The following is a 15,465-nucleotide window of genomic DNA, read 5'->3' as shown; positions in this document are numbered from 1 at the left end:
GGAGTGTACCCATATGAGCCAAACCGCGGACAAGCGGCAACGCTTCGAACTGCTGTTGCAGCAGTCCGGGCTGCCGCAGGATCTCATCCATCAATATTATCAAGACGGTTATATCGATCAAGTTATCGTAAGCAGCAGCAACCGGGAATGGACGTTTTGCATCCGCAAAACGTCCATGGTTCCTTTACAGGCCTACAACAGCCTATGTCAGGCCGTTCGAATCAAATTCGAGCATATCGCGTCCGTATCGTTCACGCTCCAATACGATCCGGTCGTGGAGACGTCGTCGATCCTTACGCAATATTGGGGCATGTTCACCGAATGGGCCCAGCGCGGAATCGCCTCGGTCAACGGTTGGCTGCAGAAGGCGCACATCGATGCCGAGGGCGATCTGCTTATGCTGTCCTTGCTTGACAATACCGGCCTCGAGCTCGCGCGCAAGAAGCGGCTGGACGAGGAGATCATCCGGTTCTACGCCACGTACTTCGGCCGAACCTGCAAGGTTAAGATGATCGTAAGCGAGGCCAGGCAGGAAATTTACGACGAGCATGCGCTTCGGATGGTGCAAGAGGACCGGGAGTTCGTGCAGCAGCTGATGGCCAGCGCGCAAGCCGAGTCGGAGCAGGAGGAAGTAGGCGAAGTAAGACTGGCGGTCGGTTACGATATTAAGGAAGACCCCGTTCCGCTCATGAACATCGTCGAGGAAGAGAAAAAAATTACGGTGCAGGGCGCCGTCTTCGGGCTTGACGTGAAGGAGCTCCGGAACGGCAGCACGCTGTTTACGTTCAACGTAACGGACTTCTCCGATTCCATCGCGATGAAGATGTTCGCCAAGACGAAGGAAGACGTTAAAGTGCTGAGCCAGCTGGCCAACGGCAAATGGGTCAAGGCGCGGGGCCGGATCGAATACGACCGCTTCATGATGGAGCCGGAGCTCGTCATGATGCCGAATGATCTGCATGAAGTAAGAGCGCCGGCGGAGCGTACGGACAAAGCCGAAGAGAAGCGGGTGGAATTCCACCTGCACACGACGATGAGCGTCATGGACGCCGTAACGCCGGTAGACGTCTACATCAAGACCGCCGCCAAATGGGGCCACAAAGCTATCGCCATTACGGATCACAGCAACGTGCAATGTTACCCCGACGCGAACAAGGCGGCGAAGAAACACGGTATTAAAGTGCTGTTCGGCCTGGAGGCGAACGTGGTCAACGACGCGGTGCCGATGGTGCTCGAGTCGCGTCCCGAGCCGCTCGCGTCCGCGACGTACGTCGTCTTCGACATCGAGACGACCGGTTTGTCCGTCATTAATAATAAGATCATAGAGCTTGCGGGTGTAAAGATGCGGGAAGGCAAAGAAATCGACCGCTTCTCCACACTCATCGACCCGCACGAGAAAATTCCTTATCATATCCAGCAGCTGACGAATATTACGGACGATATGGTAAAAGGCCAGCCGGAGCTGGAGCCGAAGCTGCGGGAATTCGTCGAATTTATCGGCGACGACGTGCTCGTCGCGCATAACGCGAGGTTCGATATCGGGTTCATTCAAGCGAACTGCAAGGCGATCGGCTTGCCGGAGGTCAAAAACCCGGTGCTCGATACGCTGGAGCTGGCCCGCTTCCTGCATCCGTCGCTCAAAAATCACCGGCTCAACACGTTGGCTGACAAATATAAGATCAGCCTGGAGAATCATCACCGCGCCGTGGACGATTCCCTCGCGCTTGGCGGCATCCTCTTCGGACTGATCGCCGACGCGGCCGAGCGGAACATTACGGACCTGAATCAATTAAACGACTATGTCGGCATCGATTTATCGAACTCGAGGCCGTTCCATTGCAATATATACGCTCTCAACGCGGCCGGCAAAAAAAATCTGTTCAAGCTTATATCGTTATCCCATACCGAATACTTCAAGAAGGTCGCGACGATACCGAAGAGCAAGCTCACCGAGCTGCGGGAAGGACTGCTCGTCATTTCCGGATGCGAGAAGGGCGAATTTTTCGAGACGGTGCTGAACAAATCGGAGGAGGAGGCGCTCGAGGTCGCTCGTTTCTACGACGTGCTTGAAATTCAGCCGATCGACTTCTATATGCACCTGGTCGAGAAGGGGCTCGTCGGAAGCCGGGCCGAGATCGAACAGGCGCTCCGCCGGATTTGCAAAATCGGCGACGAGCTCGGCAAGCCGGTCATCGCGACGGGCAACGTCCATTATTTAAATCCTCGCGACAAGATGTACCGCGACATTACCATTCACGGCATTACGGGTTTCAGCCCGTTGAAGGGGATGCGCAAGCCGGACGCCCATCTTCGCACGACGGACGAGATGCTGGAGGAATTCGCGTTCCTCGGCGAGGCGAGGGCAAGGGAAGTCGTCATTACGAACACGAACGATCTTGCCGACCGCTTCGAGCCGTTCGACATGTTCCCGAAGGAGCTGTTCGCTCCGAACATCGAAGGCGCCGACGAGGAAATCCGCAATACGTGCTATGACACGGCAAAGTCCATGTACGGCGAGCAGCTGCCGCAGGTCGTCATCGATCGCCTGGAAAAAGAACTCGTACCTATTATTAAATTTAAATTTTCGGCGAACTACCTGATTTCGGAGAAGCTTGTCAAAAAGTCCAATGCGGACGGTTACCTCGTCGGTTCCAGGGGATCCGTCGGCTCGTCGGTCGTCGCGTTATTCCTGGGCATTTCCGAAGTTAATCCGCTTCCGGCCCATTATTTGTGCAAAAATCCGGATTGCCGCCACAGCGACTGGTTTCTCGACGGCAGCGTGCCGAGCGGTTTCGATCTGCCCGACAAGGACTGCCCGAAATGCGGCAAGCCAATGAAGGGCGAAGGGCAGGACATTCCGTTCGAAACGTTCCTCGGCTTCAAGGGCGATAAGGTTCCCGATATCGATCTTAACTTTTCCGGGGATTACCAGCCGGTCGCGCACAATTACACAAAAGTGTTGTTCGGTGAGAAGAGCGTGTTCCGTGCGGGCACGATCGGCACCGTCGCCGAGAAAACGGCCTATGGCTTCGCCAAGAAGTACGAGGAAGAGCATAACAAGAAGTGGCGCGGCGCAGAGCTGGCGAGACTGGCTAGCGGCTGTACCGGCGTTAAGCGAAGCACCGGACAGCACCCGGGCGGCATCGTCGTCGTACCCGATTACATCGAGGTCGAAGACATAACGCCTGTGCAATACCCGGCGGACGACGTGAACGCGGAGTGGAAGACGACGCATTTCGACTATCACGCCTTTGACGAGAATTTGCTCAAGCTCGATATTCTCGGACACGACGATCCGACGATGATGCGGATGCTGCAGGACTTGACCGGCGTCGATCCGACGACGATCCCGATGAACGATCCGAAGGTCATGAGCATGTTCAACTCGACGAACGCGCTCGGCGTGTCGCCGGAAGCGATCCGCTCCTCCGTCGCCACCTACGGCGTGCCCGAGATGGGCACCAAGTTCGTCCGCCAGATGCTTCAGGAGACGCAGCCGTCCTCCTTCGCCGACTTGCTGCAAATATCGGGCTTGTCGCACGGGACGGGGGTATGGCTCGGCAACGCGCAGGAGCTTATCAAGAACGGCACGTGCAACATCAAGACCGTTATCGGCTGCCGCGACGACATTATGCTTTATCTGATCTACAAAGCGGGAATGGATGCGGGGCTTGCCTTCAAAATTACGGAGAGCGTCCGCAAAGGCAAAGGGCTGACGCCGGAGTGGATCGAGGAAATGAAACGGTGCAAAGTACCGCAATGGTATATCGATTCCTGCCTGCGCATCGAGTACATGTTCCCGAAGGCGCACGCGGCCGCTTACGTCATATCCGCCGTCCGCACCGCCTTCTTCAAGCTGTATTACCCGATCGAATACTATGCGACTTACTTTACCGTCAGAGCGGACGATTTCGACCTCGAGCTGCTCTGCCAAGGCTACGACGCGATATTGCGCAAGCTGATCGAGATCGAAGCCAAAGGCTTCAACGCGCTGCCGAAGGAGAAGAACATGGTGTCGCAGCTGGAGATGTCGCTCGAGATGACGGCCCGCGGCTTCTCGTTCAAGCCGATCGACCTGTACCGCTCCGACGCGACGAAGTTTCTCGTCGACGGCGATTCCTTAATCCCGCCGTTCGCCGCGATCGCCGGCATCGGCGACAACGCCGCCCGCAACATTGCGGCGGCGAGGGAGGAAGGCGAGTTTTTGTCGATCGAGGATTTCCAAATGAAATCGAAGGCGACGAAGACGATCGTCGAGGTGCTGGGCGGCATGGGCTGCTTCCGCGGCTTGCCGGAATCGAACCAGCTTTCGTTGTTCTGACAAGGGTGGAATAGAAAAGATTTCTTGTCACCTATATGAGGTTATGTTATAATTTTTCTGGCAATGATGATGATAATGACTTTGGTGCAGAAGAGTGGGGAAACCCACTCTTTACGTTTTGTATTCGGCAAAAAGGCATTAGCTCGCAAAAACAGGGGGTCAACGGAATTTGAGCACATCCAAAATCAAAACCGCCGTTGAGGAAATGGTTCTGCCATATTTGAACGGCAACGGATTTGAACTGGTTGATATCGAGTACGTCAAGGAAGGCAGCAACTATTTCCTTCGCATATTCGTGGATAAAGAAGGCGGAATCGATATTGACGATTGCGGAAGGATCAGCGAGTACGTCAGCGAGCAGCTGGACAAAAACGATCCGATCAGCGACGCCTATTTTTTGGAAGTATCTTCGCCCGGAGCGGAGCGCCCGCTCAAGAAGCAGGAAGACGTAATCAAGGCAGTCGGCAAGCATGTTTTCCTAACGACATATGAACCGATTGGCGGCGCTAAGGAATTCGAGGGGCTGCTGCTTTCGTTTGACGGGGAAACCGCGGTCGTCCGCACCGGCAAGAAGGAACTTTCGATTCCTTACGCGAAGGTTGCCAGCGCCAGACTAGCCATCGTGTTTTAAGGTATCGACAATTATTGGCTTTCATATCGAAAGGGGGAACTCCGTTCCAATGAGCATGGATTTTATTGAAGCGCTGCAGGAAATCGAAAGAGACAAGGGGATCACGAAAGACGTGCTTCTGGAAGCGATCGAGGCCGCGTTGATCTCCAGCTACAAGCGTAATTTCAATACCGCGCAGAACGTGCGGGTCGACATTAACCGCCACACCGGCGTCATTAAAGTATATGCCCGCAAGACGGTCGTCGACGAGGTGCTCGACCCTCGCCTCGAAATTACGCTTGAGGCTTCCCGCGAGATCAACCCGCATTACCAGCTCGACGACGTTGCCGAGATTGAAGTGACGCCGCGCGATTTCGGCCGGATCGCGGCCCAGACCGCCAAGCAGGTCGTGACGCAGCGCATTCGCGAAGCGGAGCGCGGACTTATTTACAACGCATTTATCGATAAAGAGGAAGATATCGTCAACGGCATCGTTCAGCGCCAAGACGTGCGCAATTTGTTCGTGGATCTGGGCAAGGTCGAAGCGGTGCTGCCATTGACGGAGCTTATGCCGACCGACAAGTTCAAGCATGGGGACCGCGTCAAATCGTTTATTACGAAAGTGGAGAATACGACCAAAGGTCCTCAAATTATTTTGTCGCGAACGCACCCGGGCCTCTTGAAACGTCTATTCGAGCTGGAAGTGCCCGAAATATACGACGGCGTCGTCGAAATTCGTTCCGTCGCGCGCGAAGCGGGTTTCCGCTCCAAAATCGCCGTACATTCGAGAAATGCCGAAGTCGATCCGGTAGGCTCCTGCGTCGGCCAGAAGGGGCTTCGCGTCCAAACGATCGTGGGCGAGCTGAAAGGCGAAAAAATTGACATCGTCCGCTGGTCGGATAATGTCGACGAATACGTGGCGAACGCGCTCAGCCCGTCGAAGGTGCTCGAAGTGATCGTATTCGAGCAGGAGAAAATGGCGCGGGTCATCGTTCCCGATTACCAGCTGTCGCTCGCGATCGGCATCAAAGGCCAGAACGCGAGGCTTGCGGCCAAGCTTACCGGCTGGAAGATCGACATTAAGAGCGAGACGCAGGCGGAACAGGAGCTCGGCCGTCCGAAATCGACGACTGCGGTCATGCACCAGGATTCGGTGTCGATCGATTAACAGCTTACACAGACGTCAATTCAGCTGGCAGAGGAGGGGTGGACGGTGAGACCGAGAAAAGTACCGCTTCGCAAATGCGTCGCCTGTCAAGAAATGATGCCGAAGAAGGAACTCATCCGGGTTGTTCGGACACCGGCCGAAGAGGTGCAAATTGACCTGACGGGCAAGAAGGCGGGCCGCGGCGCTTATTTATGCGGCAAAGTAAGCTGCTTCAAGCTGGCTAAAAAATCGAAGGCGCTTGACCGGGCTTTGAAGCAGCCGGTCGGCGATCAGATATACGACCAGTTAGAGCGTGATTTTATCGCGGTGGAGGACCAGTTTATCGCCGGCAAGGAGCTGATCGGCGATGAAGCAGAATAATAAGGGCTTGTCGCAGCTCGGCATGGCCATGCGGGCAGGCAAGCTGATTACCGGCGATGAAATCGTGCTTAAGGCGGTTCGGAACAGACAAGCGCATCTCGTCATTCTTGCCGGGGATGCATCGGCCAATACAAAAAAAAAGTTTCGTGACAAATGCGGCACCTACGGGATACAACTCGCCGAAGCATTCGACCGCGAGCAGCTAGGAAGGGCGATAGGCAAACCTGAACGCGTCGTGCTTGCGGTAACCGATGCGCAATTCGGAAAAATGATTGCGAGTCATCTGAGCCATAATACGGAGGTGGATCATATTGGACAATAAACAAGACAGCAAGGACAACAAAGACAAGCTGCGCGTATATGAATATGCGAAATCTCTCAATATGAGCAGCAAAGAAATCATTACGATTCTTAAAAGACTAAACCTGCCCGTCAACAACCATATGAGCGTCATGGAGAATGAAATGGTGCACAAGGTTGAAGGCTTCTTCCGTGACATCAAAGCGAACGCGGCGGCCAAACGGGCGCAGGATACGGCAAGCGTCGCCGTATCGTCGTCTCCCCAGCAGGCGGCAAGCCGTCCGCAGCAGCAGGACCGGAAGCCGCAGGGGCAGCATGGACAAGGGAATAAAAATACAAATCATGACAGACAGGGGCCTATGAATTCTATTAATACGAAAACACCAACCAACCAACAACAGAGCGAGCAAAGAGCATCAGGTCAGCAGGGCAACCGCCCGCAGCAGAACCGTCCTACGCAAGGCGGCCAAGGCGAGCGCCGTCAGGGCCAGGGACAAGGCTTTCAAGGAAACCGCCAGGGACAAGGCGGCGGAGGGGCTAACCGTCCGGGCGGCGGCCAAGGCGGATCGAACAACCGTCCGGGCGGCGGCCAAGGCGGATCGAGCAACCGTCCGGGACCGTCCGGCCAAAATCGCGGCGGCCAAGGCGGACAGGGGCCGCAAGGAAACGCGGGCGGACGCGGCGGGGCGCCGCGTCCGGAAGGCGGCAACCGTCAAGGGCAGCAAACCCAGAATCGCAGCTTCGATTCGCGGCCGGCTCCGGGAAATCGCGGCAACGGGAACGACGAAGGCGGCAACCGCGGCAAGTCGAACCGTCCGAATCAGAGACGTTTCGACGACGCCAAGACGAACGGCTTCAAAGGAAACAACCGCGGCTCCAAAGGGCGCGGCGGCAAATTCCAGCAGCAGCCTCCTCGGGAGAAAATCGACAACACGCCGAAAAAAATTATCGTCCGCGGCACGATGACCGTCGGCGATTTGGCGAAATTGCTTCATAAAGACGCGTCCGAGGTTATCAAGAAGCTGATTTTCCTCGGCGTTATGGCTACGATCAACCAAGAGCTCGACATGGATGCGATTCTGTTGATCGCCGGCGATTACGGCGTTGAGGTCGAAGTGAAAATTCCGGTTGAGGAAGATTCCTTCGAAACGGTGGAGGAAACGGACGAAGAAGAAGATTTGGTATCGCGTCCTCCGGTCGTTACGATTATGGGCCACGTCGACCACGGCAAGACGACGCTGCTCGACTCGATCCGCAAGACGAACGTCACGGGCGGCGAGGCCGGCGGCATCACGCAGCATATCGGCGCTTACCAGGTCGAAATCAACCATAAGAAGATCACCTTCCTCGATACGCCTGGCCACGAAGCGTTTACATTAATGCGCGCGCGCGGCGCACAGGTGACCGACATTACGATTATCGTCGTCGCGGCCGACGACGGCATTATGCCGCAGACGGTCGAAGCGATCAACCATGCCAAAGCGGCGGGCGTTCCGATCATCGTAGCCGTGAACAAAATCGATAAGCCGGAAGCGAACGTAGACAAGATCAAGCAGGAAATGACCGAGTACGAGCTCGTGCCGGAAGAGTGGGGCGGCGATACGATATTCGTGGAAGTATCCGCTAAGCAGCGCATCGGCCTTGAAAACTTGCTCGAAATGATACTGCTCGTCGCCGAAGTCAACGATTACAAAGCAAACCCGGACAAACGCGCCCGCGCAACCGTCATCGAGGCCGAGCTCGACAAAGGCAAAGGTCCGGTCGCCCGGATTCTCGTCCAGCACGGCACGCTCAAAATCGGCGACGCCTTCGTTGCGGGGAATTGCTTCGGACGCGTCAGAGCGATGGTTAACGATAAAGGACGCCGTCTGAAGGAAGCGGGTCCGTCGACGCCTGTGGAAATTACCGGCTTGACGGAAGTGCCTCTGGCCGGCGATCCGTTCATGGTTTTCGAGGACGAGCGCAAGGCGCGCGCAATCGCCGATCGCCGTTCGATCAAGCAGCGTCAATCCGAAATGGGCGCGAATACGCGCGTTACGCTCGACGATCTGTATAGCCATATCAAAGATGGTGAAATTAAAGACCTGAACGTTATTATTAAAGCGGACGTTCAAGGTTCCGCCGAGGCGCTCAAAGGCTCGCTCGCCAAGATCGACATCGAAGGCGTGCGCGTAAAGATCATCCACAGCGGCGTCGGCGCGATCACGGAGTCGGATATCATATTGGCTTCGGCATCGAACGCCATCGTCATCGGCTTCAACGTTCGTCCGGATCCGCAGGCGGAGGCGACCATCGCGCAAGAGAAAGTCGACGTTCGCATGCATCGCGTCATTTACAACGTTATCGACGAAATCGAGCAAGCGATGAAAGGCATGCTTGATCCGGTATTCAAAGAGGTTGTCATCGGCCATGCCGAAGTGCGCAACGTCTTCAAGGTGACGAAGGTCGGCGCCATCGCCGGCTGCATGGTGACCTCGGGCAAAGTTTCGCGCAACGCGGAAGCGCGGCTCATCCGAGAAGGCATTGTCGTGTACACCGGCAAGGTCGACTCGCTCAAACGCTTCAAGGATGACGCGAAGGAAGTCGCGCAAGGCTACGAGTGCGGAATTACGCTTGAGCGCTTCAACGATATCAAAGAAGGAGACGTTATCGAAGCGTTTGTGATGGAATCCGTAGAGAGGTGAGTAGAGCATGGCAAAAATCCGGGTAGGACGGGTCGGCGAGCAAATTAAAAAAGAGCTCAGCCAAATCATACAGACTGAACTGAAAGATCCGCGGATCGGCTTTATTACCGTCACCGGGGTTGAAGCGACGAGCGATCTGTCGCAGGCGAAAGTGTTTCTGAGCGTGCTCGGCAGCGAGGAACAGAAGGAAGCGACGCTTAAAGCGCTGGCGAACGGAACGGGATATATCCGTTCCGAGCTGGGCAAGCGGATGCGCCTTCGCCATACGCCCGAGCTGATCTTCAAGTTCGACAGCAGCATCGAGTACGGCAGCCGGATCGAGGCGCTCCTCGAAAATATTAACAGCGGGAACGCGTCCCGATGACGATGCAAGTCGGCTATTTGGAGCAGCTCGACGACGCGCTCGCGTTCATCGACCGCGCGGACAGCTTCCTTGTCGTCTCGCACGTTCAGCCTGACGGCGATGCCATCAGTTCGACCGTGGCCGTTGGCTGGCTGCTGAGGAAGCTGGGCAAGACGGCGGTCTTGATCAATGAGGGAGAGCTGCCGTCGAGGCTGAGCTATCTGCATCTTTTCGACGAGATCGTCAATTACAAGCAGGCCGCCCCTGTGCAGAAATACGATGCGGTCATCGCCGTCGATTGCGCTGACTTCAAGCGGATCGGCGAGGTATCGGACTGCTTTGCTCCTGACGCCAAGCTGCTTAATATCGATCATCATCCGACGAACAACGCTTTCGGCGCCGCGAACGTCATCCGTCCCGGTGCGGCGGCGACCGTAGAAATTTTGTACGATCTTATCGAGCGAGCGGGCATCGCCCTTGATTTGGATTCCGCCACCGCCATCTACACCGGCTTGCTGACGGATACGGGCGGGTTCCGCTACTCGAACACGAGCGCCAGGGTGATGGAAATCGCCTCGCGTCTGCTTGCGACCGGCGTACCGGGTAGCGAGCTCGCCGACCGTCTGCTGGAGAAAATGACGATGGCCAAGCTAAAGCTGCTTAAACTTTCTTTAAACCGGCTGACGTTTACGGATAATCAGGAAATCGGCTGGGTTTATATCGCCAAGAACGATTTGCAGAATACGAACGCCGTGCCGGAGGATTTGGAGGGTATCGTCAATTACGCGCTTAACGTGGACGGCGTGCAGGTCGGCATCTTGTTCAAGGAGACGGAAGACGGAACCGTCAAAGCGAGCCTTCGTTCCGCCGGCAAGGCGAATGTCGCGGAGATCGCGCAGTCGTTCGGCGGGGGCGGGCACGTAAGGGCGGCGGGCTGCAGGCTCGATGGCCCGCTGACCGACGCGACGGCGAGGCTCGTGGAAGCAGTCAGAAAGGCGTTGATTTAACCGATGGACGGCATTTTGGCAGTATGGAAGCCGGAGGGCTGGACCTCGCACGACGTAGTCGCAAAAGTGCGGCGCATTCTGAAGATGAAGCGGATCGGACATGCGGGCACGCTGGATCCGATGGTTACGGGCGTTCTGCCGCTTTGCCTCGGCCGCGCGACGAGAGTCGTCGAATACGTGCAGGAGAGACCCAAAGCGTACGAAGCGGTCCTGCAGCTTGGCATCGCTACCGATACGGAGGATTTGACGGGAACGATTGTCGACCGGCAGCCTGTCATCAACGTTGCGATGGACGAGATCCGCTCGGCGCTCGGCCGGTTCGCCGGCGAGATCTGGCAGGTCCCCCCAATGTTCTCGGCCGTCAAGGTGGACGGGAAACGTCTCTACGAGTTGGCCAGGGAAGGCAAGACGGTCGAGAGGAAGCCGCGCAAAGTGATGATTCATCACATCGAGCTTATCGATGCGCAGCTTGAGCAGGATCAGCCGACCATTACGTTTTCCGTGCTGTGCTCGAAAGGCACTTACATCCGAACGTTATGCGTGGACATCGGCAAAGCGCTCGGCGTACCTGCAGCGATGGCGAAGCTGACCCGGACGATGTCCGGAGGCATCACGAAGGAAAGCTGCCTCACGCTGGAGCAAATCGAACGGTTGCAGCAAAGCGGCGAGCTTGAGGCGCGGCTGATCCCAGCCGATCAGGCCATTGCCCACATGGACAAAGCGGTCGTTCCGGCCGCGGTAGGCAAGCAGGCGCTGTTAGGGCAGCGAATCGGCATCAAGCATGCGGGCGAAAGCGCAGAGCATGCGGAGCCGGGCCGGCTTGTCCGCTTATACAGCGAAGAGCAAGCGTTTCTCGGCATATTCGAGGTCGATGCCGCCGCTAACGCGTTCAAACCGGTCAAAGTTTTTTCGAATGTAGAAAGTTAACAGGAAATGCAGGTGTGTCGGCGTTGGAAATAATACCATTACGTTATCCTATAAACGGTTTGGCCACGTTATCGCTGGACAAACCTCTTTCCCTGGCAATCGGCCATTTCGACGGCGTTCATAGGGGACATCAGAACGTCATTCGCCAAGCGGTTGCGGAAGCGAAAAAAGCCGGGATGCATTCCGCGGTGCTGACGTTCGATCCCCATCCGAAGGACGTTCTCGGGCAGGGCGAGCAATATTACCGCTGCCTGACGCCGCTCGATGCGAAGATGGAGCTGTTCGCGGAGCTCGGCGTGGATCTGGCCTTCGTCATGCACTTTGACAAACAATTCGCGGCCGTGCCTCCGGGGCGCTTCGTCGACGAGGTGCTTCGAAAGCTTCGCGCGGAGAAGGTCGTCGTCGGCTTTGACTTTAACTTTGGCCACAGAGGCGCGGGCGACACGGAAGCGTTAAAGCGTCTTGGCGAACCGGATATCGATGTGCATATCGTCGAACCGTTGTACGAGAACGGGATCAAGGTAAGCAGCACCTATATCCGCGAAGCGCTGGAGCAGGGCGATCTGGCTTTGGCGGAGCGCCTGCTCGGCCGCCCGTACGAGGTTGCGGGAACGGTTGTCCACGGCGACGGCAGAGGCCGGACGATCGGATTCCCGACGGCCAATCTGCAATATGGCGCTCCGTACGTTCCGCCTAGGCTCGGCGTGTACGCGATTACGCTCTGGGTCGGCGGGCAGGCTTACTCCGGCGTATTGAATCACGGGATTAAGCCAACCTTCAACGAGCAGAACGTGCAGCCGGTCATGGAAGCCCATTTGTTCGACTTCGGCCGCGACATTTACGGCGAGCGGATCCGGGTGCAATTCCGCTCCTTTATCCGGCCCGAACGCAAATTCGGATCCGTCGACGAGCTGATCAAGCAAATTGAAGCGGACAGCTTGCAAGCCAGGAAAGCGGCCGAGCATTATACACTTTAAGGCGAATGCGCGGATTATCCTGACAGGGCCCACGTTCTCCTCGACAACGGACTATCCGATATGTTATACTTTAAAACGTTGTGAGTAGACATACTTTCGTATGCTTTGCCCATTGACTTAACCTTAGCTTGGGTGCCCGTTCTCACCGACGGCGTCGAGGCTAACGGCGATTATGAAGAAGGAGGTGAACGAGGATGGCAATTACGCAAGAACGTAAACAAGAACTGATCGAGACTCACAAGACGCACGCTACCGACACCGGTTCTCCGGAGGTTCAAGTCGCTATCCTGACTGAGAACATCGTTAACTTGACGCAACATTTGCGGGAGCATAAGAAAGACCACCACTCCCGTCGCGGTTTGCTCAAGATGGTAGGTCAGCGCCGTAAGCTGCTTGCTTACTTGAAGAACAACGATGTTAGACGTTACAGCGCATTGATCGAAAAACTCGGCCTTCGCCGTTAAAACATGCGTAATGAAAAGCAACCTGGTTGTCCTGCCGTCCGGGAATAACGGATACGAGGATTCGGGTTGCTTTTTGTAATAGGTAATTTCTCAGAAAAAAATGCCAGTAAAGGCGCTGCGATAGAAAGACAGATTACATATTAGGAGGGATAAGATGGTACAACGAATTGAAATGACGCTCGGCGGCAGACCGTTGACGCTCGAGACCGGCCGCCTGGCCAAGCAGGCGAATGCCGCGGTAACCGTTCAATACGGCGACACGGTTGTATTGTGTACGGTCACGGCTTCGCCGGGACCGAAAGATTTGGATTTCTTCCCGCTCACCGTCAACTACGAAGAGCGTCTGTACGCCGTCGGCAAAATTCCCGGCGGCTTCATCAAGCGCGAAGGCCGCCCCAGCGAGAAAGCGATCTTGTCCAGCCGCTTGACGGACAGGCCGATCCGCCCGTTGTTCCCGGAAGGCTTCCGGAACGACGTGCAGGTCATGAACATCGTCATGAGCGTCGATCAGGACTGCTCGCCCGAAATCGCGTCCATGATCGGGACTTCCGCGGCGCTCTCCATTTCCGACGTGCCGTTCGACGGGCCGATCGGAGGCGTAATCGTAGGCCGCATCAACGGCGAGTTTTTGATCAACCCGACGGTTGAGCAGGAGCAGCAGACCGACTTGTTCGTTGTCGTCTCGGGCACCAAGGACGCGATCATGATGGTCGAAGCGGAAGCGAACGAGGTTCCGGAAGACGTCATGCTCGAGGCGATCATGTTCGGACACGAAGCGATTAAGGACATCGTGGCTAAGATCGAAGAACTGCAGGAAAAAGCCGGCAAGCCGAAGATGGAAGTCAAGCTTCATGCCGTTAACGAGCAAGTGAACGAGGACGTTCGCGCTTTCGCGTCCGCCGAGCTGGTGGAAGCGATTCGCATCGAGGAGAAGCATGCGCGCCAGGACGCGATCGATGCCGTGAACAGCAAGGCCGTCGCCCACTTCGAGGAGCAATACGCCGAAACGCCTGAGCTCCTTGCCGACGTGAAGGAAGTGCTGTACGACATCGTAAAGGAAGAAGTGCGCCGCCTCATTTCCGTCGAGAAGGTTCGTCCGGACGGCCGGAAGCTGGACGAAATCCGCCCGATCGAATGCGATGTCGCCCTGCTGCCTAGAACGCACGGCTCCGGCTTGTTCACGCGCGGACAAACCCAGGCACTTAGCGTCTGTACGCTCGGCGCGATGGGCGACGTGCAAATATTGGACGGCATTTCACCGGAAGAGACGAAGCGCTTCATGCACCATTACAACTTCCCGCCGTTCAGCGTAGGGGAAGCCCGTCCGCTGCGCGCGCCGGGACGTCGCGAGATCGGTCACGGCGCGCTCGGGGAGCGCGCGCTGTCCAAGGTTATTCCATCGGAAGCGGACTTCCCGTATACGATCCGCCTCGTATCCGAGGTGCTCGAATCGAACGGCTCGACTTCGCAGGCGAGCATTTGCGCGAGCACGCTGGCGATGATGGACGCGGGCGTGCCGATTAAAGCTCCAGTCGCGGGCATTGCGATGGGTCTCATTAAGAGCGGCGACCATTTTTCCATTTTGTCGGACATCCAGGGCATGGAAGACCACCTTGGCGACATGGACTTCAAAGTAGCGGGCACGGCCGAGGGCGTAACCGCTATTCAGATGGACATTAAGATCGCCGGCATCGACCGCGAAATTTTGCGTCAGTCGCTGGAGCAGGCGCGCGTCGGACGGATGTTCATTTTGGACAAAATGCTTGCGAGCATGCCGGCTTCCCGGACGAGCCTGTCGAAGTACGCTCCGAAAATTTTGACGCTGCGCATCAATCCGGACAAAATCCGAGACGTTATCGGCGCCGGCGGCAAAATCATCAATAAAATCATCGAAGAAACCGGCGTCAAAATCGATATCGAGCAAGACGGCATGGTATTCATCGCTTCGTCGAACGAGGAGATGAACCAGAAGGCGAAATCGATCATCGAAGGCATCGTGAAGGAAGTCGTCGTCGGCGAAATTTACGTCGGCACGGTCAAGCGGGTAGAGAAGTTCGGCGCGTTCGTCGAAATTTTGCCGAACAAGGACGGACTCGTCCACATTTCCCAGCTTTCCACCGAGCGCGTCGCGAAGACCGAGGACGTCGTCAACATCGGCGATACGATCCGGGTAAAAGTAACGGAGATCGATCAGCAAGGCAGAATCAATTTGTCCGCGAAGGTGCTGCTGACGCAGGAAGCGGCTCAGAAGTAAGAGCCCGGAACCGCGCTTTATCGGGGACCCATACGGCATGGAGTAAAAAG

General features: G+C 56.4%; 12 protein-coding genes. All 12 read left to right on the top strand.

Annotation, left to right across the window (positions count from 1 at the left end; translation table 11 throughout):
- Positions 1–13: 13 nt before the first annotated feature.
- The 12 genes from IDH41_RS19120 to pnp all read left to right on the top strand — a co-directional run bounded on the left by IDH41_RS19120 (position 14) and on the right by pnp (position 15,415).
- A complete protein-coding gene (locus IDH41_RS19120; RefSeq protein WP_190863852.1) occupies positions 14–4,321 on the top strand; it encodes a PolC-type DNA polymerase III in 4,308 nt (1,435 codons plus the stop codon).
- A gap of 169 nt (positions 4,322–4,490) precedes the next feature.
- Positions 4,491–4,952, top strand: a complete 462-nt coding sequence (gene rimP, locus IDH41_RS19115) for a ribosome maturation factor RimP (protein ID WP_190863850.1) — start codon at positions 4,491–4,493, stop codon at positions 4,950–4,952.
- Positions 4,953–5,001: 49 nt separating this feature from the next.
- Positions 5,002–6,099, top strand: coding sequence for a transcription termination factor NusA (gene nusA / locus IDH41_RS19110; RefSeq protein ID WP_190863848.1), 1,098 nt, complete (start codon positions 5,002–5,004; stop codon positions 6,097–6,099).
- 45 nt (positions 6,100–6,144) lie between these two features.
- Positions 6,145–6,459 (top strand): RNase P modulator RnpM, encoded by a 315-nt coding sequence (gene rnpM, locus IDH41_RS19105; RefSeq protein WP_190863846.1) that lies wholly within the window; start codon positions 6,145–6,147, stop codon positions 6,457–6,459.
- The gene (locus tag IDH41_RS19100) at positions 6,446–6,781 is read left to right on the top strand and encodes a L7Ae/L30e/S12e/Gadd45 family ribosomal protein (RefSeq protein WP_190863844.1); all 336 of its coding nucleotides are present in this window, start codon (positions 6,446–6,448) and stop codon (positions 6,779–6,781) included. The genes rnpM and IDH41_RS19100 overlap by 14 nt, the downstream gene beginning before the upstream one ends.
- Before the next feature lie 61 nt (positions 6,782–6,842).
- The gene (gene infB, locus IDH41_RS19095; RefSeq protein ID WP_397328255.1) at positions 6,843–9,443 is read left to right on the top strand and encodes a translation initiation factor IF-2; all 2,601 of its coding nucleotides are present in this window, start codon (positions 6,843–6,845) and stop codon (positions 9,441–9,443) included.
- A 7-nt stretch (positions 9,444–9,450) separates the two neighbouring features.
- The gene (gene rbfA / locus IDH41_RS19090) at positions 9,451–9,807 is read left to right on the top strand and encodes a 30S ribosome-binding factor RbfA (protein ID WP_190863840.1); all 357 of its coding nucleotides are present in this window, start codon (positions 9,451–9,453) and stop codon (positions 9,805–9,807) included.
- Positions 9,804–10,793 carry a DHH family phosphoesterase gene (locus tag IDH41_RS19085; protein WP_190863838.1) on the top strand — a complete coding sequence of 330 codons (990 nt, stop codon included), beginning with the start codon at positions 9,804–9,806 and terminating at the stop codon, positions 10,791–10,793. The genes rbfA and IDH41_RS19085 overlap by 4 nt, the downstream gene beginning before the upstream one ends.
- Positions 10,794–10,796: 3 nt before the next feature.
- Positions 10,797–11,720, top strand: coding sequence for a tRNA pseudouridine(55) synthase TruB (gene truB, locus IDH41_RS19080; protein WP_190863836.1), 924 nt, complete (start codon positions 10,797–10,799; stop codon positions 11,718–11,720).
- A gap of 23 nt (positions 11,721–11,743) precedes the next feature.
- Positions 11,744–12,697, top strand: coding sequence for a bifunctional riboflavin kinase/FAD synthetase (locus IDH41_RS19075; protein WP_190863834.1), 954 nt, complete (start codon positions 11,744–11,746; stop codon positions 12,695–12,697).
- A gap of 194 nt (positions 12,698–12,891) precedes the next feature.
- Positions 12,892–13,161, top strand: coding sequence for a 30S ribosomal protein S15 (rpsO, locus tag IDH41_RS19070; RefSeq protein WP_114379021.1), 270 nt, complete (start codon positions 12,892–12,894; stop codon positions 13,159–13,161).
- 154 nt (positions 13,162–13,315) lie between these two features.
- Positions 13,316–15,415, top strand: a complete 2,100-nt coding sequence (pnp, locus tag IDH41_RS19065; protein ID WP_190863832.1) for a polyribonucleotide nucleotidyltransferase — start codon at positions 13,316–13,318, stop codon at positions 15,413–15,415.
- Positions 15,416–15,465 lie beyond the last annotated feature (50 nt).

Origin of the sequence: Paenibacillus arenilitoris (assembly GCF_014705655.1) — a bacterium.
Taxonomy (GTDB): Bacteria; Bacillota; Bacilli; order Paenibacillales; family Paenibacillaceae; genus Pristimantibacillus; species Pristimantibacillus arenilitoris.
The sequence above is the reverse complement of the archived record's forward strand: the minus strand, read 5'-3'. Positions and strand labels throughout refer to the sequence as shown.

What these genes read in the sequence shown, in the direction of transcription:
- IDH41_RS19120 (WP_190863852.1), top strand. Translation starts at nt 14, where the DNA reads ATGAGCCAAACCGCGGACAAGCGGCAACGCTTCGAACTGCTGTTGCAG.
- infB (WP_397328255.1), top strand. Translation starts at nt 6,843, where the DNA reads ATGAGCAGCAAAGAAATCATTACGATTCTTAAAAGACTAAACCTGCCC.
- IDH41_RS19100 (WP_190863844.1), top strand. Translation starts at nt 6,446, where the DNA reads ATGAAGCAGAATAATAAGGGCTTGTCGCAGCTCGGCATGGCCATGCGG.
- rbfA (WP_190863840.1), top strand. Translation starts at nt 9,451, where the DNA reads ATGGCAAAAATCCGGGTAGGACGGGTCGGCGAGCAAATTAAAAAAGAG.
- nusA (WP_190863848.1), top strand. Translation starts at nt 5,002, where the DNA reads ATGAGCATGGATTTTATTGAAGCGCTGCAGGAAATCGAAAGAGACAAG.
- pnp (WP_190863832.1), top strand. Translation starts at nt 13,316, where the DNA reads ATGGTACAACGAATTGAAATGACGCTCGGCGGCAGACCGTTGACGCTC.
- truB (WP_190863836.1), top strand. Translation starts at nt 10,797, where the DNA reads ATGGACGGCATTTTGGCAGTATGGAAGCCGGAGGGCTGGACCTCGCAC.
- rpsO (WP_114379021.1), top strand. Translation starts at nt 12,892, where the DNA reads ATGGCAATTACGCAAGAACGTAAACAAGAACTGATCGAGACTCACAAG.
- IDH41_RS19085 (WP_190863838.1), top strand. Translation starts at nt 9,804, where the DNA reads ATGACGATGCAAGTCGGCTATTTGGAGCAGCTCGACGACGCGCTCGCG.